We start from the raw sequence: 19,983 nt of genomic DNA on the forward strand, positions 1-19,983 counted from the left end.
GCAGGTCGAACGCGGTCGGTCAGTGGTGCGCGCGCGCCGACGCGTAGAGGCACACGGCCGCCGCGGTCGCCAGGTTGAGGCTCTCGGCGCGGCCGTGGATCGGGACGCGGACGCGGTGGTCGGCGAGCGCCGCGGTCCGGTCGTCGAGGCCGTGCGCCTCGCTGCCCAGCAGCCACGCCGTCGGCTCCGCGAGCAGGGCGTCGGCGGAGGCGTCGAGGACGGTCTCGCCGTCGCCGGCGGCCGCGAGCAGGGTCAGGCCGCGCTCCCGCAGCGCCGTGACGACCGCGTCCACGTCGCGGGACACCGCGAGCGGGAGGTGGAACAGGCTGCCCATCGTCGAGCGCACGCACTTGCCGTTGTGCGGGTCGACGGCGTCACCCGCGAGGACCACGGCGTCGGCGCCCGCCGCGTCGCTGGTGCGGATGACGGTGCCGGCGTTGCCGGGGTCGGCGACGCCGACGAGCACGGTGACCAGGCGCGGCGTGCCGGCCAGGGCCGCGTCGAGCCCGACGGCGACCGTGGAGCAGACGGCGACGACGCCCTGGGGGCTCACGGTGTCCGAGAGACCGGCCGCGGCCTTCTCGGTGACACGGGCGACGCGGACGCCGAGGGCCGTCGCCCGGTCCTCCAGCGTGGGGTCCCGGTCGGCGACGGCGTCGGTGAGGAAGAGGTCGTGCACGCGCCCGGGCTGCTCGTCGGCCCAGGTCAGCGCTTCGTGCACCGGGCGGACGCCCTCGACGAGGAAGCGCCCGGCCTCGACACGCGCCGCGCGCCGCAGCAGCTTGCGGGCTGCGGCGACGCGCGGCGTGCGTTCGGTGAGGGTGCCGGTCAGGCGGCGTCCTCGTTCTTCGCGTTCTTGTCCCCGGCGTTCTTGTCGGCGGGAACGGCCGCACGGGCGACCTCGACGAGCGCGGTGAACGCCGCCGGGTCGGACACGGCGATCTCCGCGAGGTTCTTGCGGTCGACCTCGACGCCCGCGAGCTTGAGGCCCTGCATGAACCGGTTGTAGGTCATGTCGTTGGAGCGCGCCGCGGCGTTGATGCGGGTGATCCAGAGCTGCCGGAAGTCGCCCTTGCGCTGCTTGCGGTCGCGGTAGGCGTACGTCAGCGAGTGGAGCGTCTGCTCCTTGGCCTTGCGGTAGAGCCGGGAGCGCTGGCCGCGGTAGCCGCTGGCCATCTCCAGGGTGGTGCGCCGCTTCTTCTGCGCGTTGACCGCGCGCTTCACGCGTGCCACGTGGTCCTGCCTTCGATCGAATCAGGGGCGGAGGGTGTTCCGCCCGAGCGGGTTCGGCGAGTTCGGGGGGTGGTTCAGAGCCCGCCGAGCAGGCGCTTGACGCGACCGGTGTCCTGGGGCGCGACGGCCTCGTTGCCGGAGAGCTGGCGCGTCTTGTGGCTGGACTTCTTCTCCAGCAGGTGGCGCTTGCCCGCCTTCTCGCGCAGCAGCTTGCCGCTGCCGGTCACCTTGATGCGCTTCTTGGTGCCGCTGTGCGACTTGTTCTTCGGCATGGATCCTGTCCTGCTCTTCTGGTTCGACGTCCGCTCCGGCCCCTCGGGGAGGACGGTACGGGCGCCCGGATACCCGGCCGCGCCCACCCCGGGGGGTGGGTGCGGCCGGTCGTACGCGGTGTCAGCCGGCCGGCTCGGGAGCCGGCTCCTGCTGCACTTCCTGCTGCGCGTCGGACCCGGCGCGCGGGGCCTTCTGCGGCTTCTTGTTCGGCGCCAGGACCATGGTCATGTTCCGGCCGTCCTGCTTCGGCGTCGCCTCGACGTAGCCGAGCTCACCGACGTCCTCGGCGAGGCGCTGCAGGAGGCGGAAGCCCAGCTCCGGGCGCGACTGCTCGCGGCCGCGGAACATGATGGTGACCTTGACCTTGTGACCCTGCCCGAGGAAGCGGGTCACGTGACCCTTCTTCGTCTCGTAGTCGTGAGGGTCGATCTTCGGTCGGAGCTTCTGCTCCTTGATCACCGTCTGCTGCTGGTTGCGCCGCGACTCGCGGGCCTTCTGCGCGCTCTCGTACTTGAACTTGCCGTAGTCCATGAGCTTGCAGACCGGCGGGCGGGCCTGGGCGGCCACCTCGACCAGGTCGAGGTCGGCCTCACGGGCCAGGCGCAGGGCGTCCTCGATGCGGACGATCCCGACCTGCTCCCCGTTGGGGCCGACCAGTCGCACCTCGGGAACGCGGATGCGTTCGTTGATGCGGGTCTCTGTGCTGATGAGCTCTCCTCGGGTCCGTGACACTGTCTCTGCGACCCGGCACGAGCAGCCCCGATGAACGTCGGGCCCCGCGCCACGGGAGGTGGCGGCAGGGCCCACGGTCGACCGATCCACGTCTCCCATCGGGAGACGGCGTGGTCGGGGCACTGGCGCGCCTCGACCACCGGACCGGAACCCGCTCGCCTGGACGGCGGACGGGTGGGAGCCGGGGCTCCACTTGCCGCTCGATGGACGCGAAAACACCCACCGAGCTGGTCGCTCACCTCACAACGTACCAGGGCGCTGCGGTGTTCCCCCGCGGCGGGTCAGCCGGCCTTCTTGGCGCGGCTGCGCCGGACCGGCGTCGTCTCGGGCTCGATGAGCTTCGAGAGGAACTGGCCCGTGTAGCTCTCGGGCACCCCCGCGACCTGCTCCGGCGTGCCCTGGGCGACGACGGTGCCGCCGTTGTTGCCGCCCTCCGGGCCCATGTCCACGACCCAGTCGGACACCTTGATGACGTCGAGGTTGTGCTCGATGACGAGGACCGTGTTGCCCTTGTCGACCAGCCCGTTGATGACGCCGAGCAGCTTGCGGATGTCCTCGAAGTGCAGGCCCGTCGTGGGCTCGTCGAGGATGTAGATCGTGCGGCCCATGGAGCGCTTCTGCAGCTCCGAGGCCAGCTTGACGCGCTGCGCCTCGCCGCCCGAGAGCGTCGGCGCCGGCTGGCCGAGGCGCACGTAGCCCAGGCCGACCTCGGTGAGCGTCTGCAGGTGCCGGTGGATCGCACCGATCGGCTTGAAGAACTCGGCGGCCTCCTCGATCGGCATGTCGAGGACCTCGGCCACGTTCTTGCCCTTGTAGTGCACCTCGAGGGTCTCGCGGTTGTACCGCGCGCCCTTGCAGACCTCGCACGGCACGTACACGTCCGGCAGGAAGTTCATCTCGATCTTGATCGTGCCGTCGCCCGCGCACGCCTCGCAGCGCCCGCCCTTGACGTTGAACGAGAACCGGCCGGGCCCGTAGCCGCGCACCTTGGCCTCGTTGGTGGACGCGAAGAGCTTGCGCATGTGGTCCCACACGCCGGTGTAGGTCGCCGGGTTGGACCGCGGCGTGCGCCCGATCGGCGACTGGTCGACCCGGACCAGCTTGTCGAGGTGCTCGATGCCGGTGACGCGGGTGTGCCGGCCGGGGACCTGGCGCGCCTTGTTCAGCTTGTTGGCCAGCACCGTGGCGAGGATGTCGTTGACCAGCGTCGACTTGCCCGACCCGGACACCCCGGTGATCGACACGAGGCAGCCGAGCGGGAACGCGACGTCGACGTCGTGCAGGTTGTGCTCGCGGGCGCCGACGACGCCGACCTGGCGCTTCTTGTCGATCGGCCGGCGGATCTGCGGCACCGGGATCTGCTCCCGGCCCGCCAGGTAGGCCCCGGTGAGCGACTCCTCGCTCTTCTCGAGGCCCTCGACCGGCCCGGAGTAGACGACGCGCCCGCCGTGCTCGCCGGCGCCGGGGCCGATGTCGACGACCCAGTCGGACGCGCGGACCGTGTCCTCGTCGTGCTCGACGACGATCAGCGTGTTGCCGAGGTCGCGCAGCCGCGACAGCGTGTCGATCAGCCGGCGGTTGTCGCGCTGGTGCAGCCCGATCGAGGGCTCGTCGAGGACGTAGAGCACGCCGACCAGGCCGGACCCGATCTGCGTCGCGAGCCGGATGCGCTGGGCCTCGCCGCCGGACAGCGTCGCCGCGGCCCGGGCCAGCGACAGGTAGTCGAGCCCGACGTCGAGCAGGAAGCCCAGCCGGGCGCCGATCTCCTTGAGCACCGCGCCGGCGATGACCTGCTCGCGGTGGCCGAGGACGAGGCCGGTCATGAACTCGGCGCAGTCGGCCACCGAGAGCGCGCAGACGTCGGCGATCGAGCGGTCGCCGAGCGTCTCGTGGCGCAGCGTCACGGCCAGGATCTCGGGCTTGAGGCGCGTTCCGCCGCACGCCGGGCACGGCACGTCGCGCATGTAGCCCTCGTAGCGCTCGCGGGCGCTCTCGGACTCCGCCTGGTCGAGCCGGCGCTCGAGGAACGGCACGACGCCCTCGAACGACGCGTAGTACGAGCGCTCGCGGCCGTAGCGGTTGCGGTAGCGCACGTGCACCTGGTCCTCGGAGCCGTGCAGCACGGCTTTCTGGACCCGCGCCGGCAGCTTGCGCCACGGGGCGTCCATCCGGAACCCGACCTGCTCGGACAGCGCCGTGAGCAGGCGGGTGAAGTACTCCGCGGACTGGCCGATCGCCCACGGCGCGATGGCCCCGTCGGCGAGCGAGAGCTCGTCGTCGGGCACCAGCAGCTCGGGGTCGACCTCCTTCTTGATGCCCAGGCCGGCGCACGTGGGGCAGGCGCCGTAGGGCGAGTTGAAGGAGAAGGCGCGCGGCTCGAGGTCGTCCACCTGCAGCTGGTGGCCGTTGGGGCACGCCATGCGCTCGGAGAAGCGGCGCTCGCGGTCCGGGTCGTCGTCGGGGAGGTCGACGAAGTCGAGCACGAGGATGCCCTCGGCCAGGCGCAGCGCGGTCTCGACCGAGTCGGTGAGCCGCTGCTTGGCGCTCGACTTCACCGACAGGCGGTCGACCACCACCGCGATGTCGTGCTTCTCCTGCTTCTTCAGCGTCGGCGGCTCGGCGAGGGGATACACCGTGCCGTCGACCAGCACGCGGGAGTAGCCCTGGCCCTGGAGCTGGCTGAACAGGTCGACGTACTCGCCCTTGCGGCCGCGGATGACCGGCGCGAGGACCTGGAACCGGCGGCCCGGCTCCATCTCGAGCACCTGGTCGACGATCTGCTGCGGCGTCTGCTTCGAGATCACCTCGCCGCACGTCGGGCAGTGCGGCGTGCCGGCGCGCGCGTAGAGGAGCCGCAGGTAGTCGTAGACCTCGGTGATGGTGCCGACCGTGGACCGCGGGTTGCGGCTCGTGGACTTCTGGTCGATCGACACCGCGGGCGAGAGGCCCTCGATGAAGTCGACGTCGGGCTTGTCCATCTGGCCGAGGAACTGGCGCGCGTACGCCGACAGCGACTCGACGTACCGGCGCTGGCCCTCGGCGAAGATCGTGTCGAACGCCAGGCTCGACTTGCCGGAGCCCGACAGGCCGGTGAAGACGACCAGGCTGTCGCGGGGCAGGTCGAGATCGACGCCCGTGAGGTTGTGCTCACGGGCGCCCTGGACGACGAGACGATCGACCACGTGCGGGGCCTCCAGGCTCGGGGCGAGACGTGCCGGGGTGACAACACGCCGCACTGTGTGTCTCTTCCCCCGGTCCCCTCCATGCTAGGAGCGACCCCCGACAACGGCCGTCCGGCCTCCGTCCCGCGCGACCGGTCGGGCCTCCGGGGCGACGACCGGTTGGGCCGTCAGTGTGGTCAGCAGCGTCATCGGTCGGGCGGGTAGCGCCGGGCGTACCAGGTGGGCGGTTCACCGAACAGGTCCGCGAAGTCGCGCGAGAGGTGCGCCTGGTCGGCGTAGCCGAGCGTCGCGGCCAGGTCCGCCCAGTCCACCCGTCCCCCGGCCTCGAGGCGCCCGACGACCTCCTCCAGCCGGTAGCGCCGGATGACCCACTTGGGGCCCAGTCCGACGTGCTCGGCGAACAGCCGCTGGAGCGTGCGCATGCCCAGCCCGGCGGACGCCGCGAGCCGGTCGACGCGCGCGATCGTCGGGTCGGCGGCGACCTGCGCGACGAGCTCGCCGGCCTGCTGCGCGGCGCGGGGCGGCTCGCCGTCGGGCAGGTGGGCGCGCAGCCAGGCGGCGAGGTCGCCGTCGAAGGGCGGGCGGCCCGCGAGGGCGGGGAGCTCCGCGGCGTCGAGCTCGCGGTCGGCCAGGGCGCCGACCGGCTGCCCGGCCACCGACCGGAACACCCCGGGCCGGAACGCCGCCCCGACCACGGAGCTGCGTCCGACGAGCTCGCGCACCATGTGCCGGCTCCGGGGCCCGACGACACGGGGCGTGCCCCCGCCGATGACCGACACGTGCACCTGCGGCAGGGGGACCATCTTCTGGCGGTAGGGCTCGGCGTAGTCCCACGACGCGGTCCAGATCCGCTGCACCCACGGGGCGAGGCGCTCGTCGGGCTCGTGCACGGCGATCCGCTGGGCGGTGCGCCAGTGCCCGCCCAGCTCGCGCGGATCGCGGTCCTGCACCTGTCGCGTTCCTCCATGACCCGGGCCGGCGGTGTCGCTAGCGTCCTGCCTCGTGTTCCCCGACTTCACGCCCCGGCCGCACCTCGTCGTCGCCGCCGCGGCCCCGCACGAGAAGCTCGTCGCCCGCGCCGCCGAGCGCCTGGGCGCCCCCGTCCCCTGCGAGGAGTGGACCGTCCGCGACCTCGCCGAGCACATGATGACCTGGACGCCCGTGCTCGCGGGCTCCGGCCGCAGGACCCCGCCCGCGGCCGGAACGCCGAAGGCCGAGGGCGACTGGGTCGCCACCCTCGACGCCGGGCGCGACGACATGGTCGCCGTCTGGAGCGACCCGTCCGCGTGGGAAGGGACGACGACGATGACGGCGTCCGAGCTGCCGGCGTCGATGGTGGGCACGATGGTGCTCTGCGAGCTCGTGCTCCACGCCTGGGACCTGTCCCGCGGTCTCGGCGAGAAGGTGACCTGGGACGACGCCGTCCTCGCCGAGATGCTCGAGGCCATGCAGCAGATGGCGCCGCTCGGACGCGGGTCGGCGTTCGGCGACGAGGTCCCCGTCCCCGACGACGCCGCGCTGCTCGACCGCGTCGTGGCCGTCGCGGGCCGCGACCCGGCCTGGCGTCCCTGAGGCAGCATGGAGCGATGAGCGAGATCGACCCGGCGGACCTGGCCCGGCTGCGGTCGCGGAGGGGCTGGAGCGGGGACGCGGGCGCCGCGTGCCGGCACCGCGCCGTGGTGATGAGCGAGGACGAGGTGCCGCACTGCGAGGACTGCGGCGAGACGCTGAGCCCCGACGCCCTGCGGAAGGCGGGCCACAAGCCCGTCCGGCGCTAGGCTCCCGCGCGTGGACCTCCTCGACCAGTACACCGGCCATGTCGAGCCCGGCGGCCCCGCCGCGCGGCGCGACCTGCAGGACGTCTCGATCACCAAGGTGTCGGTCGGGCCGATGGACAACAACGCCTACGTGCTCGTGGACCACGGGTCCGGCGAGGCGCTGCTCATCGACGCCGCCAACGAGATCGACCGCCTGCTCGACACCGTCGACACCGTCGCCGACCGCGGCAAGCTGACGCAGCTGGCGACCACGCACAAGCACTGGGACCACGTGCAGTCCCTCGAGGACGCCGTGAAGGCCCTCTCCCCCACCACCTACGCCGGCGAGGCCGACGCGCCCGAGCTGCCCGTTGCGCCCGACCGGACGGTGGGCGACGGCGACGCTGTCGAGTTCGGCGGCTCGCGGGTGGAGATCATCCACCTCGACGGCCACACCCCCGGCTCGATCGCGCTGCTCTACCGCGACCCCGCGGGCCACGGGCACCTCTTCACCGGCGACTCGCTCTTCCCCGGCGGCCCGGGCAAGACGGCCGGCCCCGCGGAGTTCGCGTCGCTGATGGACGACCTCGAGGGCAAGGTCTTCGGGCAGCTCGACGACGACACGCACGTCTACCCCGGCCACGGCGACGACACGACCCTCGGCGCCGAGCGTCCGAAGATCGGGGAATGGCGCGAGCGGGGCTGGTGAAAAAGGACGAAGGGTCGGCGCTCATTGACCGTCTCGACCCAGTACGCCCGTAGAGCCTCCCCCACTACCGACCGCCTGCTCAACGGTTGCTGTAAGTTGACTTGTCAAGGGCAAGCCCTCTTGCACTGAGTGCAGAACCGAGGACGCCACGATGAGAAGCGTGGCCCCATAGGTTGCAATCCATCGAGTATCGCGAAGTCGGAGGAGATCCGCCAGCTCCCATCTTTCTCGGTCGATCTTCCTCAGAGTGACGACGTCCATGACGAGACCGACCGTGGCGAGAAACCCAAAGACGAGGACCGGGAAGGTTGTGAAGTCAATGAAGGGCGCCTGACCCACTGCCCAGCTTACGGCCGCGTCGCTTCCACTCGCGGCGAGCACAACCACTCCGAGCGCCAAGCCTTTCAGGAAGCCTCGGCGGCCTGGCACCCGCGACCAAAGCGCGCCCAGCGCGAACGCTCCCGCCAACCAGGTCGTGAGCTCTCCCGCGGCGGACTGCAGCAGGTCGAACAATCCAGAACGTGACGTGAGCGCACCAGCAAACACTCCGTTCTGATATAGCCGATAGGCATCGTAGGCAACCACCGGAGCAGCAACAACCGCGCCGATCTTGGTTGCGTAGAGCGCGTTCTCCCACCAATGCACCCTAGGTCCGACAGCGACAGCGATCTCTAGCTGAGATCGCCCCGATTCTCGTTGGCCGGCTGCCGTCGCTGGTGGGACCCGGTCAAACTGGCGCACCAATGGATGAACGGCGCGCTCGAAGAGAAAGCCGACCGACGAGATTGCACCCTTCTGGTAGCGCTTCTCCAGGTCGTCACCTCTCTGATTGTGCATCGTCGCGGCGCTACTCTGTCGCAATTGCTCGACTTGGAACTCCTCGAGACGCTCCGGGAGCACGGCGAGCGGATCGGACTTAACGACCTCGCTTGCGAGACGCGGCTCCGCCAGGACAAACCTTAGAGATAGGATACCGACAATGAAGGCAATCGGCGCTTGGACTCCCCGGTAGGAGCCGTAAATGCCGATCAACCCTGCCGAGAAGATGATCATAAGAAGGAAAGCCTCAACGCCACGGGGCTCCAAGGAGCTTGATCCGCCGGGCGCGCTCCGCCTCCGCACCACAAGCAGTACTCCGGCAAGTAAGAGACTGAGGTAGATTGAGGCGAGGGGCAGCCAGCGGAGCAGGAAGTCCACAAACCACGGCATCTGCCCGAGTAGCACATCACGAATTTCTCGCGGCGTGGCGCCGATCTCCGGCACGAGAATGCGGTGCTCCCACTGCATGTAGGCGACACGGAGCCACTGGACTGCGACCGCAATACCGGTGAGTAGACCGAGAACTATACGGAATGAGCGCCCTCTCAACAGAGTATCGAGCCTACTCTCCGACTGGGCGATAATCGACAAGCACCGCGCTATCGTTCCGCAGAGCGCGAAGATCACCACGCCTACGACTAGCGCGCCGAGCACCATATTCCCGATATAGCCAGTGGTCTTCCAAAAGCCGAGATATTCGTGGCGGGCTAGATCCGTCTGGCCGGTCTCGAGTGCTGTCACCTCGGGTCCGAAGTATGCGACTATACACAAGACTAGAACGAGGCCGACTGCGGCGTAAGCGACCCTCCGCTGCTGCCAACTGACAACCCCGAGTAACGCCACCAGAACCAAGGTCGTCACGGCAGAAGATCGAGCAAACTCGGAGTGCGGCCCCTTATCAATGGACAACGCATATGCGATATCTGTAGCAACGATAACAGAACATGCGGATAATCCTAGCGACCCCCACCACAGGCCCGTACGGCTCATCGACGCCGTACGATCGTCGAGAAAGGCGGCGCCTCCGGAACGACGAATCGCCACCAACCCGACTAGAAGCAGTATAAAGAACAACGAGAAATTGCTCATGGATATCGCTGCTCTCGCAACTCCGCCACCAGCGCTGCTAGAAACGAAATGTGCGACGGGCGGAGGGAGCCGAACATTGAGCCAGAAAGACTGACCAGCCGCTATAGAAGTAGGCCGCCAGGAAGCAGACGCGCCGGGTGAGAATTCGACCGGAGTCTCTGAGGATTCAGACACAGAGGCACCGGTCAAGTTCACGTGCACTAGCCAGCGTGCGTCGCGTACAGGCCCAGCCATAGGGCAGACCTCTAGGAGCAGCTCCGTCGCTGCGACCGCGGTAGGCCCGCCCGGCAGACACCGAGAAGGCGTTCGAGTCAGATCGGCGATCTTCCAAAGATCAAGCTCACTCGGCACAGTGGTCGAGTCCTCCGCATTCGCGGCGACTACGTCGCGAATGGTGACCTCGTCACCGACGAGGGAGCGGCCGAGCGCAACCGAATCTTCTCCGTCTGCCACGGTCACAGTCGGCGCGTCCTCGTGATATGAGGAGGTGTTGACGGGTAGAAAACAACCAACCGCTTGAACGAAAGCAGGAGAACCGGCTGCATGCGTGAGAGAGGCCGTACCGGACCACTCGCGTGGCGCAACGATTGTCGTGTCGCTGACAATGTGCGGCTTCTCAGAGTCTGTCGTGATCGTCAGGGTCGTCTCGATAGAAGCTTGCGCAAGCAATGGGTCTTGACAGAGATCGACGGGCGCTCTCGAGGACCCGACCAATAGGGCCGCAGCGAGCACGAAGTCGATCACCGAACCATCACGCGTCGACCATCGGCTCAACCCTCTGAGTTGTTACGGCCTGAGTATCGTCAGCTGGTGCAGGTCGGTGAGCTCGACCAGAGCAGCCCAGCCTAGAACGGATGGGCGGACCTGCCGAGACCCAGACTGACACGTGGGTCAGGCCCTAGATGGTCTAGTTCGGGGCTGTGCTCCGCCTGGTCCCCCGAGGACGAGACGGTAGAACCTGAGCCCCTCCCGTGGCCTTGAGGGCGGGTCGAACTGGTCGCATTGCGGTCCGAGCCGGGCGTGTCCAGGTCGTGATCCCGTTGCGGGTATCCCTGCCGAAGGTCGTAGAGCACGCTTGGGCGTCGTCGGAATCGACGACGACGGGAGCGCACTGATGCGCGAGGACATCTCTTTCGACGCCGAGGGCGCGACACTGCGCGGGTGGTTCTACGCACCCGACGGTGACGCGAACGGCGGGCACCCCTGTGTGGTCATGGCCCACGGTTTCTCGGCGGTCAAGGAGCAGCACCTCGACGACTACGCCGAGGTCTTCGCGGCCGCGGGGCTGGCGTGCGTGGTGTTCGACAACCGCGGCTTCGGCGCCTCGGACGCCGCGCCGGGCAAGCCGCGCCAGGAGATCGACCCCTGGGAGCAGATCCGCGACTACCAGCACGCGATCACGTACGCGCAGAGCCGCGACGACGTCGACGCCGACCGCATCGGCGCCTGGGGCTCGAGCTACTCGGGCGGGCACGTGTACGTGCTGGGCGCGATCGACCGGCGCGTCAAGGCCGTCTCGGGCCAGGCACCGCTGGTGTCGGGACGCCGTGGGTTCGAGTCGCTCGTCCGCATCGACGCCTGGGGCCCGACGTGGGAGGCGTTCGCCGCCGACCGCCTCGAGCGGGCCCGCGGGGGCGAGCCGGCGATGATGCCGGTGGTCACCGAGGACCCGACACAGCCGGCGGCGCTCCCGACCCCGGACTCGTACGAGTGGTTCACCCGCACGGCCCGCGACCGGGCGCCGTCGTGGCGCAACGAGGTGACGCTGCGGTCGGTCGAGCTGCTCCAGGGCTACGAGCCGCGGGCGTTCCTGCCGCTGATCTCACCGACGCCCGTGCAGATGGTCGTGACGCCGAACGACCGCCTCATCGCCGGCGAGCTCGCGGCCGCCGCCTACGAGACCGCGGTGCACCCGAAGAAGATCGTGATCGCGCCGGGCGGCCACTTCGACGCCTACCAGGGACCGGGGTTCGAGATCACCTCGGCGGCCGCCCGCGACTGGTTCGTCGAGCACCTGCAGGCCGGCAAGCACTAGGACCAGGACCAGCCCGTCCAGCGCGTCACCTCGACGGTGAACGCCGGACCCTGCGGCGGCTCCGCGCGGTGCTGGGGGTAGCGCTCCCCCAGCGCCGCGCGGGCCCGGGCGAGGTCGGCCTCGTCGTCGGACACCGTCGCGACGCCGTCCGCGCGCACCCACCAGAGGGCGCTCCAGTCGTCGTCGTAGCGGTCGGCGAGCAGCGACACGGCGGGGTTGTCGTCCATGTTGCGCAGGCGCTTGAGCCCGCGGTGACGCTTGGGCTTCTGGTCGACGGCCATGAGGACGCGGTCCCCCTCCACCGCGAACACCACGGGCACGAGGTGCGGCTGCCCGTCCGCCGAGACCGTCGCGAGCCGCGCGACGCGCGCCGCGGCGAACCGGCGGCGCGCGTCGTCGACGTCGAGGGTCGGCATGCTCAGCCGATGACCTTCGCCAGCTCGTCCAGCTCCTTCAGCACGGTGTCGCGGTCGGCGGAGCTGACCCCGTGGATCGCGCGCTCGAGGCCGATGCGGCGGTAGCCGTCGAGCGCCTCGGCCGAGCTCTCGGCGCCGAAGAGCGACATCGGGATCGGGCCGCGACCCGCGTCGGCGGCGCGCTGCTGCAGGGCGTTCGCGCGCTGCTCGAACTCGCCGATGTTGTCGGGCCCGACGCGCTGGGGCAGCCAGGCGTCGCCGTAGTCGAGGATGCGGTCCTCGACGCCCGGTCCCATGCCGCCGACGTAGACCGGCGGGTGCGGCTGCTGGATCGGCTTCGGCCAGGCCCAGCTCGGCGCGAAGTCGACGAACTCGCCGTGGAACTCGGCCTCGTCCTGCGTCCACAGTTCCTTCATCGCCTTGACCTGCTCGCCCATCAGGCGCATCCGCGTCTTCGGGTTCGCGCCGTGGTGGGCCATCTCCTCGCGGTTCCAGCCGGCGCCGATGCCGAACAGGAAGCGTCCGCCCGAGAGGCGGTCGAGGCTCGCGACCTGCTTGGCCGTGTGGATCGGGTCGCGCTGGATGACCAGGCAGATGCCGGTGGCGACCTTGAGCGACGTCGTCGCGGCCGCCGCGGCGGTGAGGGCGACGAACGGGTCGTAGGTGTGGATGTACATCTTCGGCAGGTCGCCCCCGCCCGGGTAGGGCGACTCGCGCTTCGTCGGGATGTGGCTGTGCTCGGGGAACCAGAGCGAGTCGAAGCCCCGGTCCTCCACCTCCTTGGCCAGCTCGGCCGGGTCGATGGCGTAGTCGGTCGGGAACATCATGATGCCGTGGTCCACGCGGGAGTCTTATCCCGTCGCGCAGGACGGCACACTGGACCGCGATGGAGTCGGCCAAGCAGTCAACGCGCGTCGATCGCTGGCTGTGGGCGGTGCGGCTCACCAAGACCCGCGCCGACGCGGCCGACGCCTGCCGTGGCGGCCACGTGCGGGTCAACGACACCCCGGCCAAGCCCGCGACGCCGGTCAAGCCGGGCGACACCGTCCGCACCCGGGTCTACGAGATCGCGCGGACCGTCGAGGTCACCAAGGTCATCGAGAAGCGTGTCGGCGCGCCCGTGGCCGTGACCTGCTACGTCGACCACACCCCGCCGCCCCCGCCGCCGGAGGAGCGGCCGGCCCCGGTCGCGGTGCGCGACCGGGGCGCGGGCCGTCCGACGAAGCGGGACCGCCGACTCATCGACGCGCTGCGCGAGCGCCCCGTCGACGAGACCTGATCAGGGCGCCGGGGCGGGGGTCCCGATGTCGGCGGAGAAGGACCGCGTCGCCAGCCCCCGTCCGCCGATCCACGGCTCGAAACCGGCCTGCACGCTCGTCATCCACCACTCGGGCTTCGCGACGCCGCGCTGCTGGGCGTCGGCGACGAACGCGTCGAGCGGCAGGTCCTTCACCTCGAGGGTCGGCTCCTGGCGCACGTAGCTGATGGTCGGCAGGTCGATCGCGCCGAGCCAGACGTCCCACGTGGTGCCGCCGATCTCGACCTCGGCCTTCTTCTCGCCGATCGGCTGGACGCGCGGGGTGTTCTTCAGCCAGACCATCAGCTCGAGGCCGGTCGGACGGCCGGTGCGCCGGGGTGTCGGGTCCATCCAGAGGTCGTAGGACACGTTGTAGTCGCCGGTCGGCGGCACCTCGACCGTCCACGACGAACGCAGCCCGGCGAGCTCGGAGACCTTCTTGGGGAACGGGGTGTCCTTGGTGCAGTTGCCGTAGTTGCAGCCCCAGACCATCGACGGGTACGAGGCCGGCCCGTCCTCGTTGCGGTGGTCGGCGGGGTCGACGACGAACCCGGTGTCGAAGGCCGTGATGCACTGCGGCGTGTCCGCGCCCCAGAGGTTGTTCTGGGCCTCGTAGCGCCCGCCCGCCACCGGCGTGGACTCGGTCTTGCCGCACACCCGCGTGCCCCCGTCACCGCGGGGCGTCCCGAGGGCGGGGTTGACGCCCACCAGCATCGCGAGCACGGCGGCGATCGCCACCATCAGCCCACTCGTCGCCCGCTTCCGACCGTTCATCCGCCGCCGCCCTCGTCGCTCGACCGTTCGTCGCGCTGAAACGTACGGTGAGCGTGTGGGTGACGCGAGGCTGTCTCCCTCGTTCGGGAGGATCAGATCCCGTTCCGGGTGAGGGAGAAGGCGTCCGTCGACAGGCCACCGCCGCCGATCCAGGGCTCGAAGCCCGCCTGAATGTTGGTGAGGAACCAGCCCGGCTTCACCACGCCGCGGCGGGTCGCGTCGCCGACGAACTCGCTGATCGGGAGGTCGATGACCCTGTCGGTCGACTCCTCGCGGACGTAGGAGATCACCGGCGTGCCGTGGTTCTCGCCGGTCCACACCTCCCAGCGCGCGCCGGCGATCTCGACGGTCGCGCGCTCCGAGCCGATCGGCTGGACGCGGTCGGTGCGGTCGAGCCAGATCATCAGCTCGGCGCCGGTGTTGGCGCCCTCGCGGCGCGGGGTCGGGTCGAGCCAGACGTCGTAGGCGACGTTGAAGTCGCCGCGGCGGGGCACGGTCACCGCCCAGCTCGAGCGGATGTCGCCCATCTCCGCGAGGGGCAGCGGGTACGGCGAGTCGCGGGTGCAGGTGCCGTAGTTGCAGCCGACGACGATCGACGGGTACGCGGCCGGCCCGGAGTCCTTGGCGTGGGTGGCCTCGACGCTGAACCCGGTGTCGAAGGCCGTGGTGCACTGCGGGGTGTTCGCGCCCCAGGCGTTGTTCTGCACCTCGTAGCGCCCGCCCGCGACCGGCACCGACTCCGTCTTCCCGCAGATCCGCGGCCCCTCGCGCGAGCCCTGCGGGGGCAGGGGCGCGAGGACGCCCAGGGCGGGATCGCCGGTGCCGGCGGGCGGGCCCGGGGCGGCGGCCGTCGCCGGCGGCGCCGGGTCGTCGCCCGTCGAGCACCCGGCGAGAGTGAGCGCGAGCCCGGTCAGGAGCACGGCGATCACGCGCCGCACCCGTCGAGTGTCCCCCATACGGGCGAGGCTAGCGGGGCGTCGGCGAGGCCCCGACGCGGGTGGCGAGGACGGCGTCGAGGGTCGTGCCCTCGTCCTCCAGGGCCGCCAGGACGTCGGCGGGCGGGGCATCGCCGCGGATCACGGTGGCGGCGAGCGCGGCCGCGGCCGGCGCGGTCTCGATGCCCGAGCCGCCCTGGCCGGCGAAGAGGTGCAGGCCGGGATGGTCGGGGCGGTCGCCGATCACCAGGGAGCGGTCCGGGGCGAAGGTGCGCAGGCCCGTCCAGCTCGTCACGACCGAGCGCAGGCCCAGGGTGGTGACGGCGTTGACGTGCTCGAGCGCGCGGGCGATGTCCAGCTCGTCGGGGCGCGGGTCGCCGGGCTCGGCCGGGGTCTCCTCGGACGGGGACACGAGCAGGTGCTCGCCCTCGGGCTTGGCGTACCAGCGCTCACCGGCGGAGACGACGAACGGGTCGTCGCGGCGCACCGGCGCGCCGTCGGGGACGCGCACGATCGCGATGGTGCGGCGCAGCGGGCGCAGGCCCACCGGCTCGACGCCGGCGAGGGCGAGCAGGCGATCGGTCCAGGCGCCGGCGGCGAGGACGACGGTGTCGGCGTCGAGGTGGTCTGCCGGCGTCCGCACGCGCCAGGACGCTCCGTGCCGTTCGAGGGCGGTCACCGGGGTGCCCGTCCGGATCTCCCCGCCGCGGGCGCGCAGGGTGCGGCGGTAGTGCTGGTGCAGGCCGAGCGGGTCGGCGTCCTGGGCGTCCTCGACGACGGCGGCGGCGCGCAGGACGTCGCGGCGCAGCGCGGGCCAGCGGGCGACCGCCTCGTCGGGGCTCAGCTCGCGGACGGCGTCGAGGGGCAGCACCTCGTCGCGCAGGATCCGCTCCTCGTGCTCGTCGTGGGCGACGTGCAGGACGGGGCGCGGGCGCAGGAACGGGTGCCCGGCCTCGTCGGCGAGGTCGTCGAACCGTCGCTTCGAGGCGGCCACGAGCGCGCGGGCGGGCGGCGGACCGTGCCCGGGGATGTAGCTCGCGGCCGAGCGCCCGGTGGTGTGCTTCGCGAGCTCGGCCTCGCCCTCGAGCAGCACCACGGGACCGCTGCGCGCGAGCTCCGCGGCCACCGACATCCCGGCGATGCCGCCGCCCACCACGACCGTCTGTGAGCTCTTTCCCGCGCTATCGGGCCGGAAAGTACTCACGGACGGAGGTCGAGGCCCAGGTCCAGGACCGGGGCGGAGTGGGTGAGCGCGCCGACGGCGAGGAAGTCGACCCCGGCCGCCGCGTGGGCGGCGGCGAGGTCGAGCGTCAGGCCGCCGGAGACCTCGAGCCCGGTGCCGGGCGCGCGGGCGTCGCGGCGGACGACGGCCTCGGCCGCCTGGTCGGGCGTGACGTTGTCCAGCAGCACCAGCTCGACGCCGAGCTCGATCACCTCGTCGAACTGGGCCAGCGAGTCGACCTCGACCTCGCAGTGCAGGTCCGGCGCGGAGGCCCGGGCGGCCGCGAGCGCGGCGGTCACCGAGCCGGCCGCGGCGACGTGGTTGTCCTTGATCAGGATCGCGTCGCCCAGCGACATCCGGTGGTTCACCCCGCCGCCGCAGCGCACCGCGTACTTCTGCAGCGCGCGCAGCCCGGGGACCGTCTTGCGGGTGTCGCGGATGCGGGTGCGGGTGCCGCCGACGGCGTCGACCCAGGCCGACGTGGCCGTCGCGACCCCGGAGAGCTGACCGAGCAGGTTGAGCGCCGTCCGCTCGGCGGTCAGCAGGGTGCGCAGCGGCGCGCGGACGGCGAGGGCGACGTCGCCGGGGGCGAGGCGGTCGCCGTCGGCCCGGGCCGCGAGGATCTCCAGGTCGGGCCCGCAGACCCGCTCGAGCACGCGGACCGCGACGCCGAGCCCGGCGAGCGTCCCGGCCGGGCGGGTGCGGAACTCGCCGACCGCGATCGCGCCCTCCGGCACGCACGCGACGGTGGTGGCGTCGGGGCCGTCGCGCAGGTCCTCGTCGAGGGCGCGGGTGACGACGGCGTCGACCTCGGCGGGGTCGAGGGTCTCGGGAAGGACCGCGGTCATGCCGCACCTCCGTGGCGGGCGTCGGTGGTGCCGACGTGCAGCCGGTCGCCGGCGAGCACCACGGTCGCCGAGGCGCGCTGCCAGTGGTCGTCGGTGCGCGGGTGGTCGGTGCGGACGTGGCAGCCCCGGGTCTCGGTGCGCGACCCCGCCGCGGCGAGCAGGGCGTGCGCGGCGAGGGTCAGGGCGGCGTCCTCGACGTCGGCGCGGGTGGCCGGGACGCGCTCGGTGCTCGCGGCCTCGACGGCGTCCGAGGCGGCGGCGAGCCCGGCGGCGTCGCGCCCGATCGCCGCGCCGCGGGTCATGGCGGCCTGCAGGAGGGCGCGGTCGGCGATCGTCGTCGGCGCCGGCTCCGGGTCGCCCGGCTCAGCGAGGCGCCGCGGGCCGGCCAGGGTGGCGACGACGTCCTCGGCGGCGCGCCGGCCCATGACCAGGCCCTCGAGCAGGCTGTTCGAGGCCAGCCGGTTGGCGCCGTGCAGCCCGGTGCGCGCCACCTCGCCGGCGGCCCAGAGCCCGGCGACGCCGGTGCGCCCGCGGCTGTCGGTGACGACGCCACCGCAGGAGTAGTGCGCGGCGGGGCGGACCGGGACGGGGTCGCGGGCGAGGTCGACGCCGATCGCGGCGCAGGACGCGGCGACCGTCGGGAAGCGGGCGACGACGTCCGGGATGCCGGTGGCGTCGAGCCAGACGTGCTCGGCGCCCAGCTCGCCGATGCGGCGGGTGATCGCCGCGGCGACGACGTCGCGGGGCGCGAGGTCGCCGAGCGGGTGCACGCCGGCGGTCACCGACGCCCAGGTCGTGTCGCGCAGCACCGCCCCCTCGCCGCGCAGGGCCTCGGTGACGAGCGGCGCCCGCCCCCGCGACCGCGGGCCCGTGTACAGCGCCGTCGGGTGGAACTGCACGAACTCCACGTCGGCGAGCGCCGCCCCGGCGCGCAGCGCGAGCGCCCAGCCGTCGGCGGTCGCGACGGTCGGGTTGGTCGTCGTCTCGTAGAGCCCGCCGACGCCGCCGGTCGCGAGCAGGACGGCGGGCGCGGCGAGCAGGCCGGCGCGACCTTCGTCGTCGCGGACCTCGAGGCCCTCGACGCCGCCGTCCGGGCCGCTCAGGACGGTCGCCGCGGCGTGGCCGGCCAGCACGGTGAGCTCCTCGCGGCGCGAGGCGGCGAGCAGGGCGCGCTCGACCTCGGCGCCGGTGGCGTCGCCGCCGGCGTGCACGACGCGCAGCGCCGCGTGCCCGCCCTCGCGGGTGCGGGCGAGGCGGTCGGGGTGGCCGTCGAACACCGCGCCCTCGCCGCGCAGGGCGGCGACGGCGGCCGGCCCTTCACGCAGGATCCGGCCCGCTGCGACCTCGTCGACGAGACCGCCGCCCGCGGCGACGGTGTCGGCGAGGTGGGTCGCGACCGAGTCGCCGGGGATGTCGCCGAGCACCACGGCGATGCCGCCCTGGGCCCAGCGCGTGCTCCCGGCGTCCGGGGTGTCCTTGGTGACGACGACGACGCGCAGGCCGGCGCGCTGGGCGGTGAGGGCCGCGGTGAGGCCGGCGACCCCGGAGCCGACGACGACCAGGTCGGCCGCGGTCTCCCAGTCGGCGCGGGTCACTCCCCACCCCCGGGCTGCCCGATCTCGATCATCCGCTGGACGGCGCCGCGGGCCTTCCGTGCCGTCGCCGCGTCCACGTGCACCTCGTCGCGGCCCTCGCGCAGCGCCCGGGTCAGCGCGCCCGGCGTGATCATCTTCATGTACCCGCAGGCGGCGCGGTCGTTGACCGCCCGGAAGTCGACGTCGGGGTTGGCGCGGCGCAGCTGGTGGAGCATGCCGACCTCGGTGGCGACGAGCACGCTGCGCTTGGTCGTGTTCTTGGCGGCGTCGAGCATCCCGCCGGTCGAGAGGATGTGGACCTGGTCGGCGGGCACCGCGCCGGCGCCCGCGAGGTAGAGCGCGCTCGTCGCGCAGCCGCACTCGGGGTGCACGAACAGGTCGGCCTCGGGGTCGGCCTGGGCCTGCGCGGTGAGCTCGGCACCGTTGATGCCGGCGTGGACGTGGCACTCGCCCGCCCAGACGTGCAGGTTCTCCCGGCCCGTGACGCGCTTGACGTGCGCGCCGAGGAACTGGTCGGGCAGGAAGAGGACCTCGCGGTCGGCGGGGATCGACTCGACCACCTCGACGGCGTTCGAGGACGTGCAGCACACGTCGGTCTCCGCCTTCACCGCGGCGGTGGTGTTCACGTAGCTGACGACCACGGCCCCCGGGTGCTCGGCCTTCCAGGCGCGCAGCTCGTCGGCGGTGATCGAGTCGGCGAGGCTGCAGCCGGCGCGCGCGTCCGGGATGAGGACGGTCTTCTCCGGCGCGAGGATCTTCGCGGTCTCGGCCATGAAGTGCACGCCGCAGAAGACGATCGTGCTCGCGTCGCTCGCCGCGGCGATCCGGGAGAGCGCGAGCGAGTCGCCGGTGTGGTCGGCGACGTCCTGGATCTCCGGGCGCTGGTAGTTGTGCGCGAGCACCACGGCGTCGTGCTCCCGGGCGAGCCGGCGGACCTCCTCGGCCCATCCGGGACCCGCGGTGAGCGGCTCGACGAGATCCGTGGCAGCGGTGACGGTCATCGCCGTCTCCTCCCCCGGCGGCCCCTCGTCGTCGAGGGCGGCCGGTCTCGGTAGTTTTCGCCTCGT

20 protein-coding genes are annotated in these 19,983 nt (G+C 72.0%); 5 read left to right on the top strand and 15 right to left on the bottom strand.

What is annotated here, in order from left to right:
- Window positions 1-19: 19 nt before the first annotated feature.
- The 6 genes from EV188_RS18645 to EV188_RS18670 form a co-directional block, all read right to left on the bottom strand.
- Window positions 20-832, bottom strand: a complete 813-nt coding sequence (locus EV188_RS18645; RefSeq protein ID WP_133827818.1) for a TrmH family RNA methyltransferase — start codon at window positions 830-832, stop codon at window positions 20-22.
- Window positions 829-1,233: a 50S ribosomal protein L20 gene (gene rplT, locus EV188_RS18650; protein ID WP_133827819.1), complete on the bottom strand. Its 405-nt coding sequence runs from the start codon at window positions 1,231-1,233 to the stop codon at window positions 829-831. The genes EV188_RS18645 and rplT overlap by 4 nt, the downstream gene beginning before the upstream one ends.
- 74 nt (window positions 1,234-1,307) lie before the next feature.
- On the bottom strand, window positions 1,308-1,505 hold the full coding sequence (rpmI, locus tag EV188_RS18655; RefSeq protein ID WP_133827820.1) for a 50S ribosomal protein L35: 198 nt from the start codon (window positions 1,503-1,505) through the stop codon (window positions 1,308-1,310).
- A gap of 121 nt (window positions 1,506-1,626) precedes the next feature.
- Entirely contained in the window at window positions 1,627-2,169 is a 543-nt protein-coding gene (gene infC / locus EV188_RS18660; protein ID WP_424922933.1) for a translation initiation factor IF-3, read from the bottom strand.
- Window positions 2,170-2,519: 350 nt separating this feature from the next.
- Window positions 2,520-5,420, bottom strand: a complete 2,901-nt coding sequence (gene uvrA / locus EV188_RS18665; RefSeq protein WP_133827822.1) for an excinuclease ABC subunit UvrA — start codon at window positions 5,418-5,420, stop codon at window positions 2,520-2,522.
- A gap of 185 nt (window positions 5,421-5,605) precedes the next feature.
- On the bottom strand, window positions 5,606-6,370 hold the full coding sequence (locus EV188_RS18670; protein WP_243741815.1) for a helix-turn-helix domain-containing protein: 765 nt from the start codon (window positions 6,368-6,370) through the stop codon (window positions 5,606-5,608).
- 52 nt (window positions 6,371-6,422) lie between these two features.
- On the opposite strand from EV188_RS18670, the gene EV188_RS18675 reads away from it, so the two are divergent.
- From EV188_RS18675 to EV188_RS18685, 3 genes are read left to right on the top strand one after another with little or no spacing between them, the layout of a single operon-like run.
- On the top strand, window positions 6,423-6,992 hold the full coding sequence (locus tag EV188_RS18675) for a TIGR03086 family metal-binding protein (RefSeq protein WP_166659968.1): 570 nt from the start codon (window positions 6,423-6,425) through the stop codon (window positions 6,990-6,992).
- 14 nt (window positions 6,993-7,006) lie between these two features.
- Window positions 7,007-7,198, top strand: a complete 192-nt coding sequence (locus tag EV188_RS18680; protein ID WP_133827824.1) for a hypothetical protein — start codon at window positions 7,007-7,009, stop codon at window positions 7,196-7,198.
- A 10-nt stretch (window positions 7,199-7,208) separates the two neighbouring features.
- On the top strand, window positions 7,209-7,886 hold the full coding sequence (locus EV188_RS18685; protein WP_133827825.1) for an MBL fold metallo-hydrolase: 678 nt from the start codon (window positions 7,209-7,211) through the stop codon (window positions 7,884-7,886).
- Window positions 7,887-7,907: 21 nt separating this feature from the next.
- On the opposite strand, the gene EV188_RS32655 is transcribed toward EV188_RS18685, so the two are convergent.
- The gene (locus EV188_RS32655; RefSeq protein WP_424922939.1) at window positions 7,908-10,028 is read right to left on the bottom strand and encodes a DUF6185 family protein; all 2,121 of its coding nucleotides are present in this window, start codon (window positions 10,026-10,028) and stop codon (window positions 7,908-7,910) included.
- A gap of 880 nt (window positions 10,029-10,908) precedes the next feature.
- On the opposite strand from EV188_RS32655, the gene EV188_RS18695 reads away from it, so the two are divergent.
- Complete coding sequence (locus EV188_RS18695; RefSeq protein ID WP_133827827.1) at window positions 10,909-11,829, top strand: alpha/beta hydrolase; 921 nt, start codon at window positions 10,909-10,911, stop codon at window positions 11,827-11,829.
- Here EV188_RS18695 and EV188_RS18700 read toward each other — a convergent pair.
- Window positions 11,826-12,245, bottom strand: a complete 420-nt coding sequence (locus tag EV188_RS18700; protein WP_133827828.1) for a TIGR03668 family PPOX class F420-dependent oxidoreductase — start codon at window positions 12,243-12,245, stop codon at window positions 11,826-11,828. The two genes, EV188_RS18695 and EV188_RS18700, sit on opposite strands and share 4 nt — an antisense overlap.
- Before the next feature lie 2 nt (window positions 12,246-12,247).
- Window positions 12,248-13,087 carry an LLM class F420-dependent oxidoreductase gene (locus EV188_RS18705; RefSeq protein ID WP_243741816.1) on the bottom strand — a complete coding sequence of 280 codons (840 nt, stop codon included), beginning with the start codon at window positions 13,085-13,087 and terminating at the stop codon, window positions 12,248-12,250.
- A 44-nt stretch (window positions 13,088-13,131) separates the two neighbouring features.
- Between EV188_RS18705 and EV188_RS18710 the strand changes: the two genes are divergently transcribed.
- Window positions 13,132-13,524, top strand: coding sequence for an RNA-binding S4 domain-containing protein (locus EV188_RS18710; RefSeq protein WP_133827829.1), 393 nt, complete (start codon window positions 13,132-13,134; stop codon window positions 13,522-13,524).
- Here EV188_RS18710 and EV188_RS18715 read toward each other — a convergent pair whose 3' ends face one another.
- The 6 genes from EV188_RS18715 to nadA all read right to left on the bottom strand — a co-directional run bounded on the left by EV188_RS18715 (window position 13,525) and on the right by nadA (window position 19,917).
- A complete protein-coding gene (locus EV188_RS18715; RefSeq protein WP_243741817.1) occupies window positions 13,525-14,283 on the bottom strand; it encodes a GH12 family glycosyl hydrolase domain-containing protein in 759 nt (252 codons plus the stop codon). It lies immediately after the preceding gene.
- A 125-nt stretch (window positions 14,284-14,408) separates the two neighbouring features.
- Entirely contained in the window at window positions 14,409-15,245 is an 837-nt protein-coding gene (locus tag EV188_RS18720) for a GH12 family glycosyl hydrolase domain-containing protein (protein WP_243741818.1), read from the bottom strand.
- A 37-nt stretch (window positions 15,246-15,282) separates the two neighbouring features.
- Window positions 15,283-16,404 (bottom strand): NAD(P)/FAD-dependent oxidoreductase, encoded by a 1,122-nt coding sequence (locus EV188_RS18725; protein ID WP_133827832.1) that lies wholly within the window; start codon window positions 16,402-16,404, stop codon window positions 15,283-15,285.
- Between the two features lie 47 nt (window positions 16,405-16,451).
- Window positions 16,452-17,321, bottom strand: coding sequence for a carboxylating nicotinate-nucleotide diphosphorylase (gene nadC, locus EV188_RS18730; protein ID WP_133827833.1), 870 nt, complete (start codon window positions 17,319-17,321; stop codon window positions 16,452-16,454).
- Window positions 17,318-18,916 (bottom strand): L-aspartate oxidase, encoded by a 1,599-nt coding sequence (locus EV188_RS18735; RefSeq protein ID WP_133827834.1) that lies wholly within the window; start codon window positions 18,914-18,916, stop codon window positions 17,318-17,320. The genes nadC and EV188_RS18735 overlap by 4 nt, the downstream gene beginning before the upstream one ends.
- Window positions 18,913-19,917 carry a quinolinate synthase NadA gene (gene nadA / locus EV188_RS18740; protein ID WP_133827835.1) on the bottom strand — a complete coding sequence of 335 codons (1,005 nt, stop codon included), beginning with the start codon at window positions 19,915-19,917 and terminating at the stop codon, window positions 18,913-18,915. Before nadA ends, EV188_RS18735 begins: the two co-directional genes overlap by 4 nt.
- Between the last annotated feature and the right edge of the window lie 66 nt (window positions 19,918-19,983).

Source organism: Actinomycetospora succinea, assembly GCF_004363095.1.
Lineage (GTDB): Bacteria > Actinomycetota > Actinomycetes > Mycobacteriales > Pseudonocardiaceae > Actinomycetospora > Actinomycetospora succinea.

Bases quoted from the DNA above. Each gene is read 5' to 3' on its own strand.
- rpmI (WP_133827820.1), bottom strand. From the start codon at position 1,505: ATGCCGAAGAACAAGTCGCACAGCGGCACCAAGAAGCGCATCAAGGTG.
- EV188_RS18680 (WP_133827824.1), top strand. From the start codon at position 7,007: ATGAGCGAGATCGACCCGGCGGACCTGGCCCGGCTGCGGTCGCGGAGG.
- EV188_RS32655 (WP_424922939.1), bottom strand. From the start codon at position 10,028: ATGGCTGGGCCTGTACGCGACGCACGCTGGCTAGTGCACGTGAACTTG.
- EV188_RS18695 (WP_133827827.1), top strand. From the start codon at position 10,909: ATGCGCGAGGACATCTCTTTCGACGCCGAGGGCGCGACACTGCGCGGG.
- EV188_RS18700 (WP_133827828.1), bottom strand. From the start codon at position 12,245: ATGCCGACCCTCGACGTCGACGACGCGCGCCGCCGGTTCGCCGCGGCG.
- EV188_RS18710 (WP_133827829.1), top strand. From the start codon at position 13,132: ATGGAGTCGGCCAAGCAGTCAACGCGCGTCGATCGCTGGCTGTGGGCG.
- EV188_RS18715 (WP_243741817.1), bottom strand. From the start codon at position 14,283: ATGGTGGCGATCGCCGCCGTGCTCGCGATGCTGGTGGGCGTCAACCCC.
- nadC (WP_133827833.1), bottom strand. From the start codon at position 17,321: ATGACCGCGGTCCTTCCCGAGACCCTCGACCCCGCCGAGGTCGACGCC.
- nadA (WP_133827835.1), bottom strand. From the start codon at position 19,917: ATGACCGTCACCGCTGCCACGGATCTCGTCGAGCCGCTCACCGCGGGT.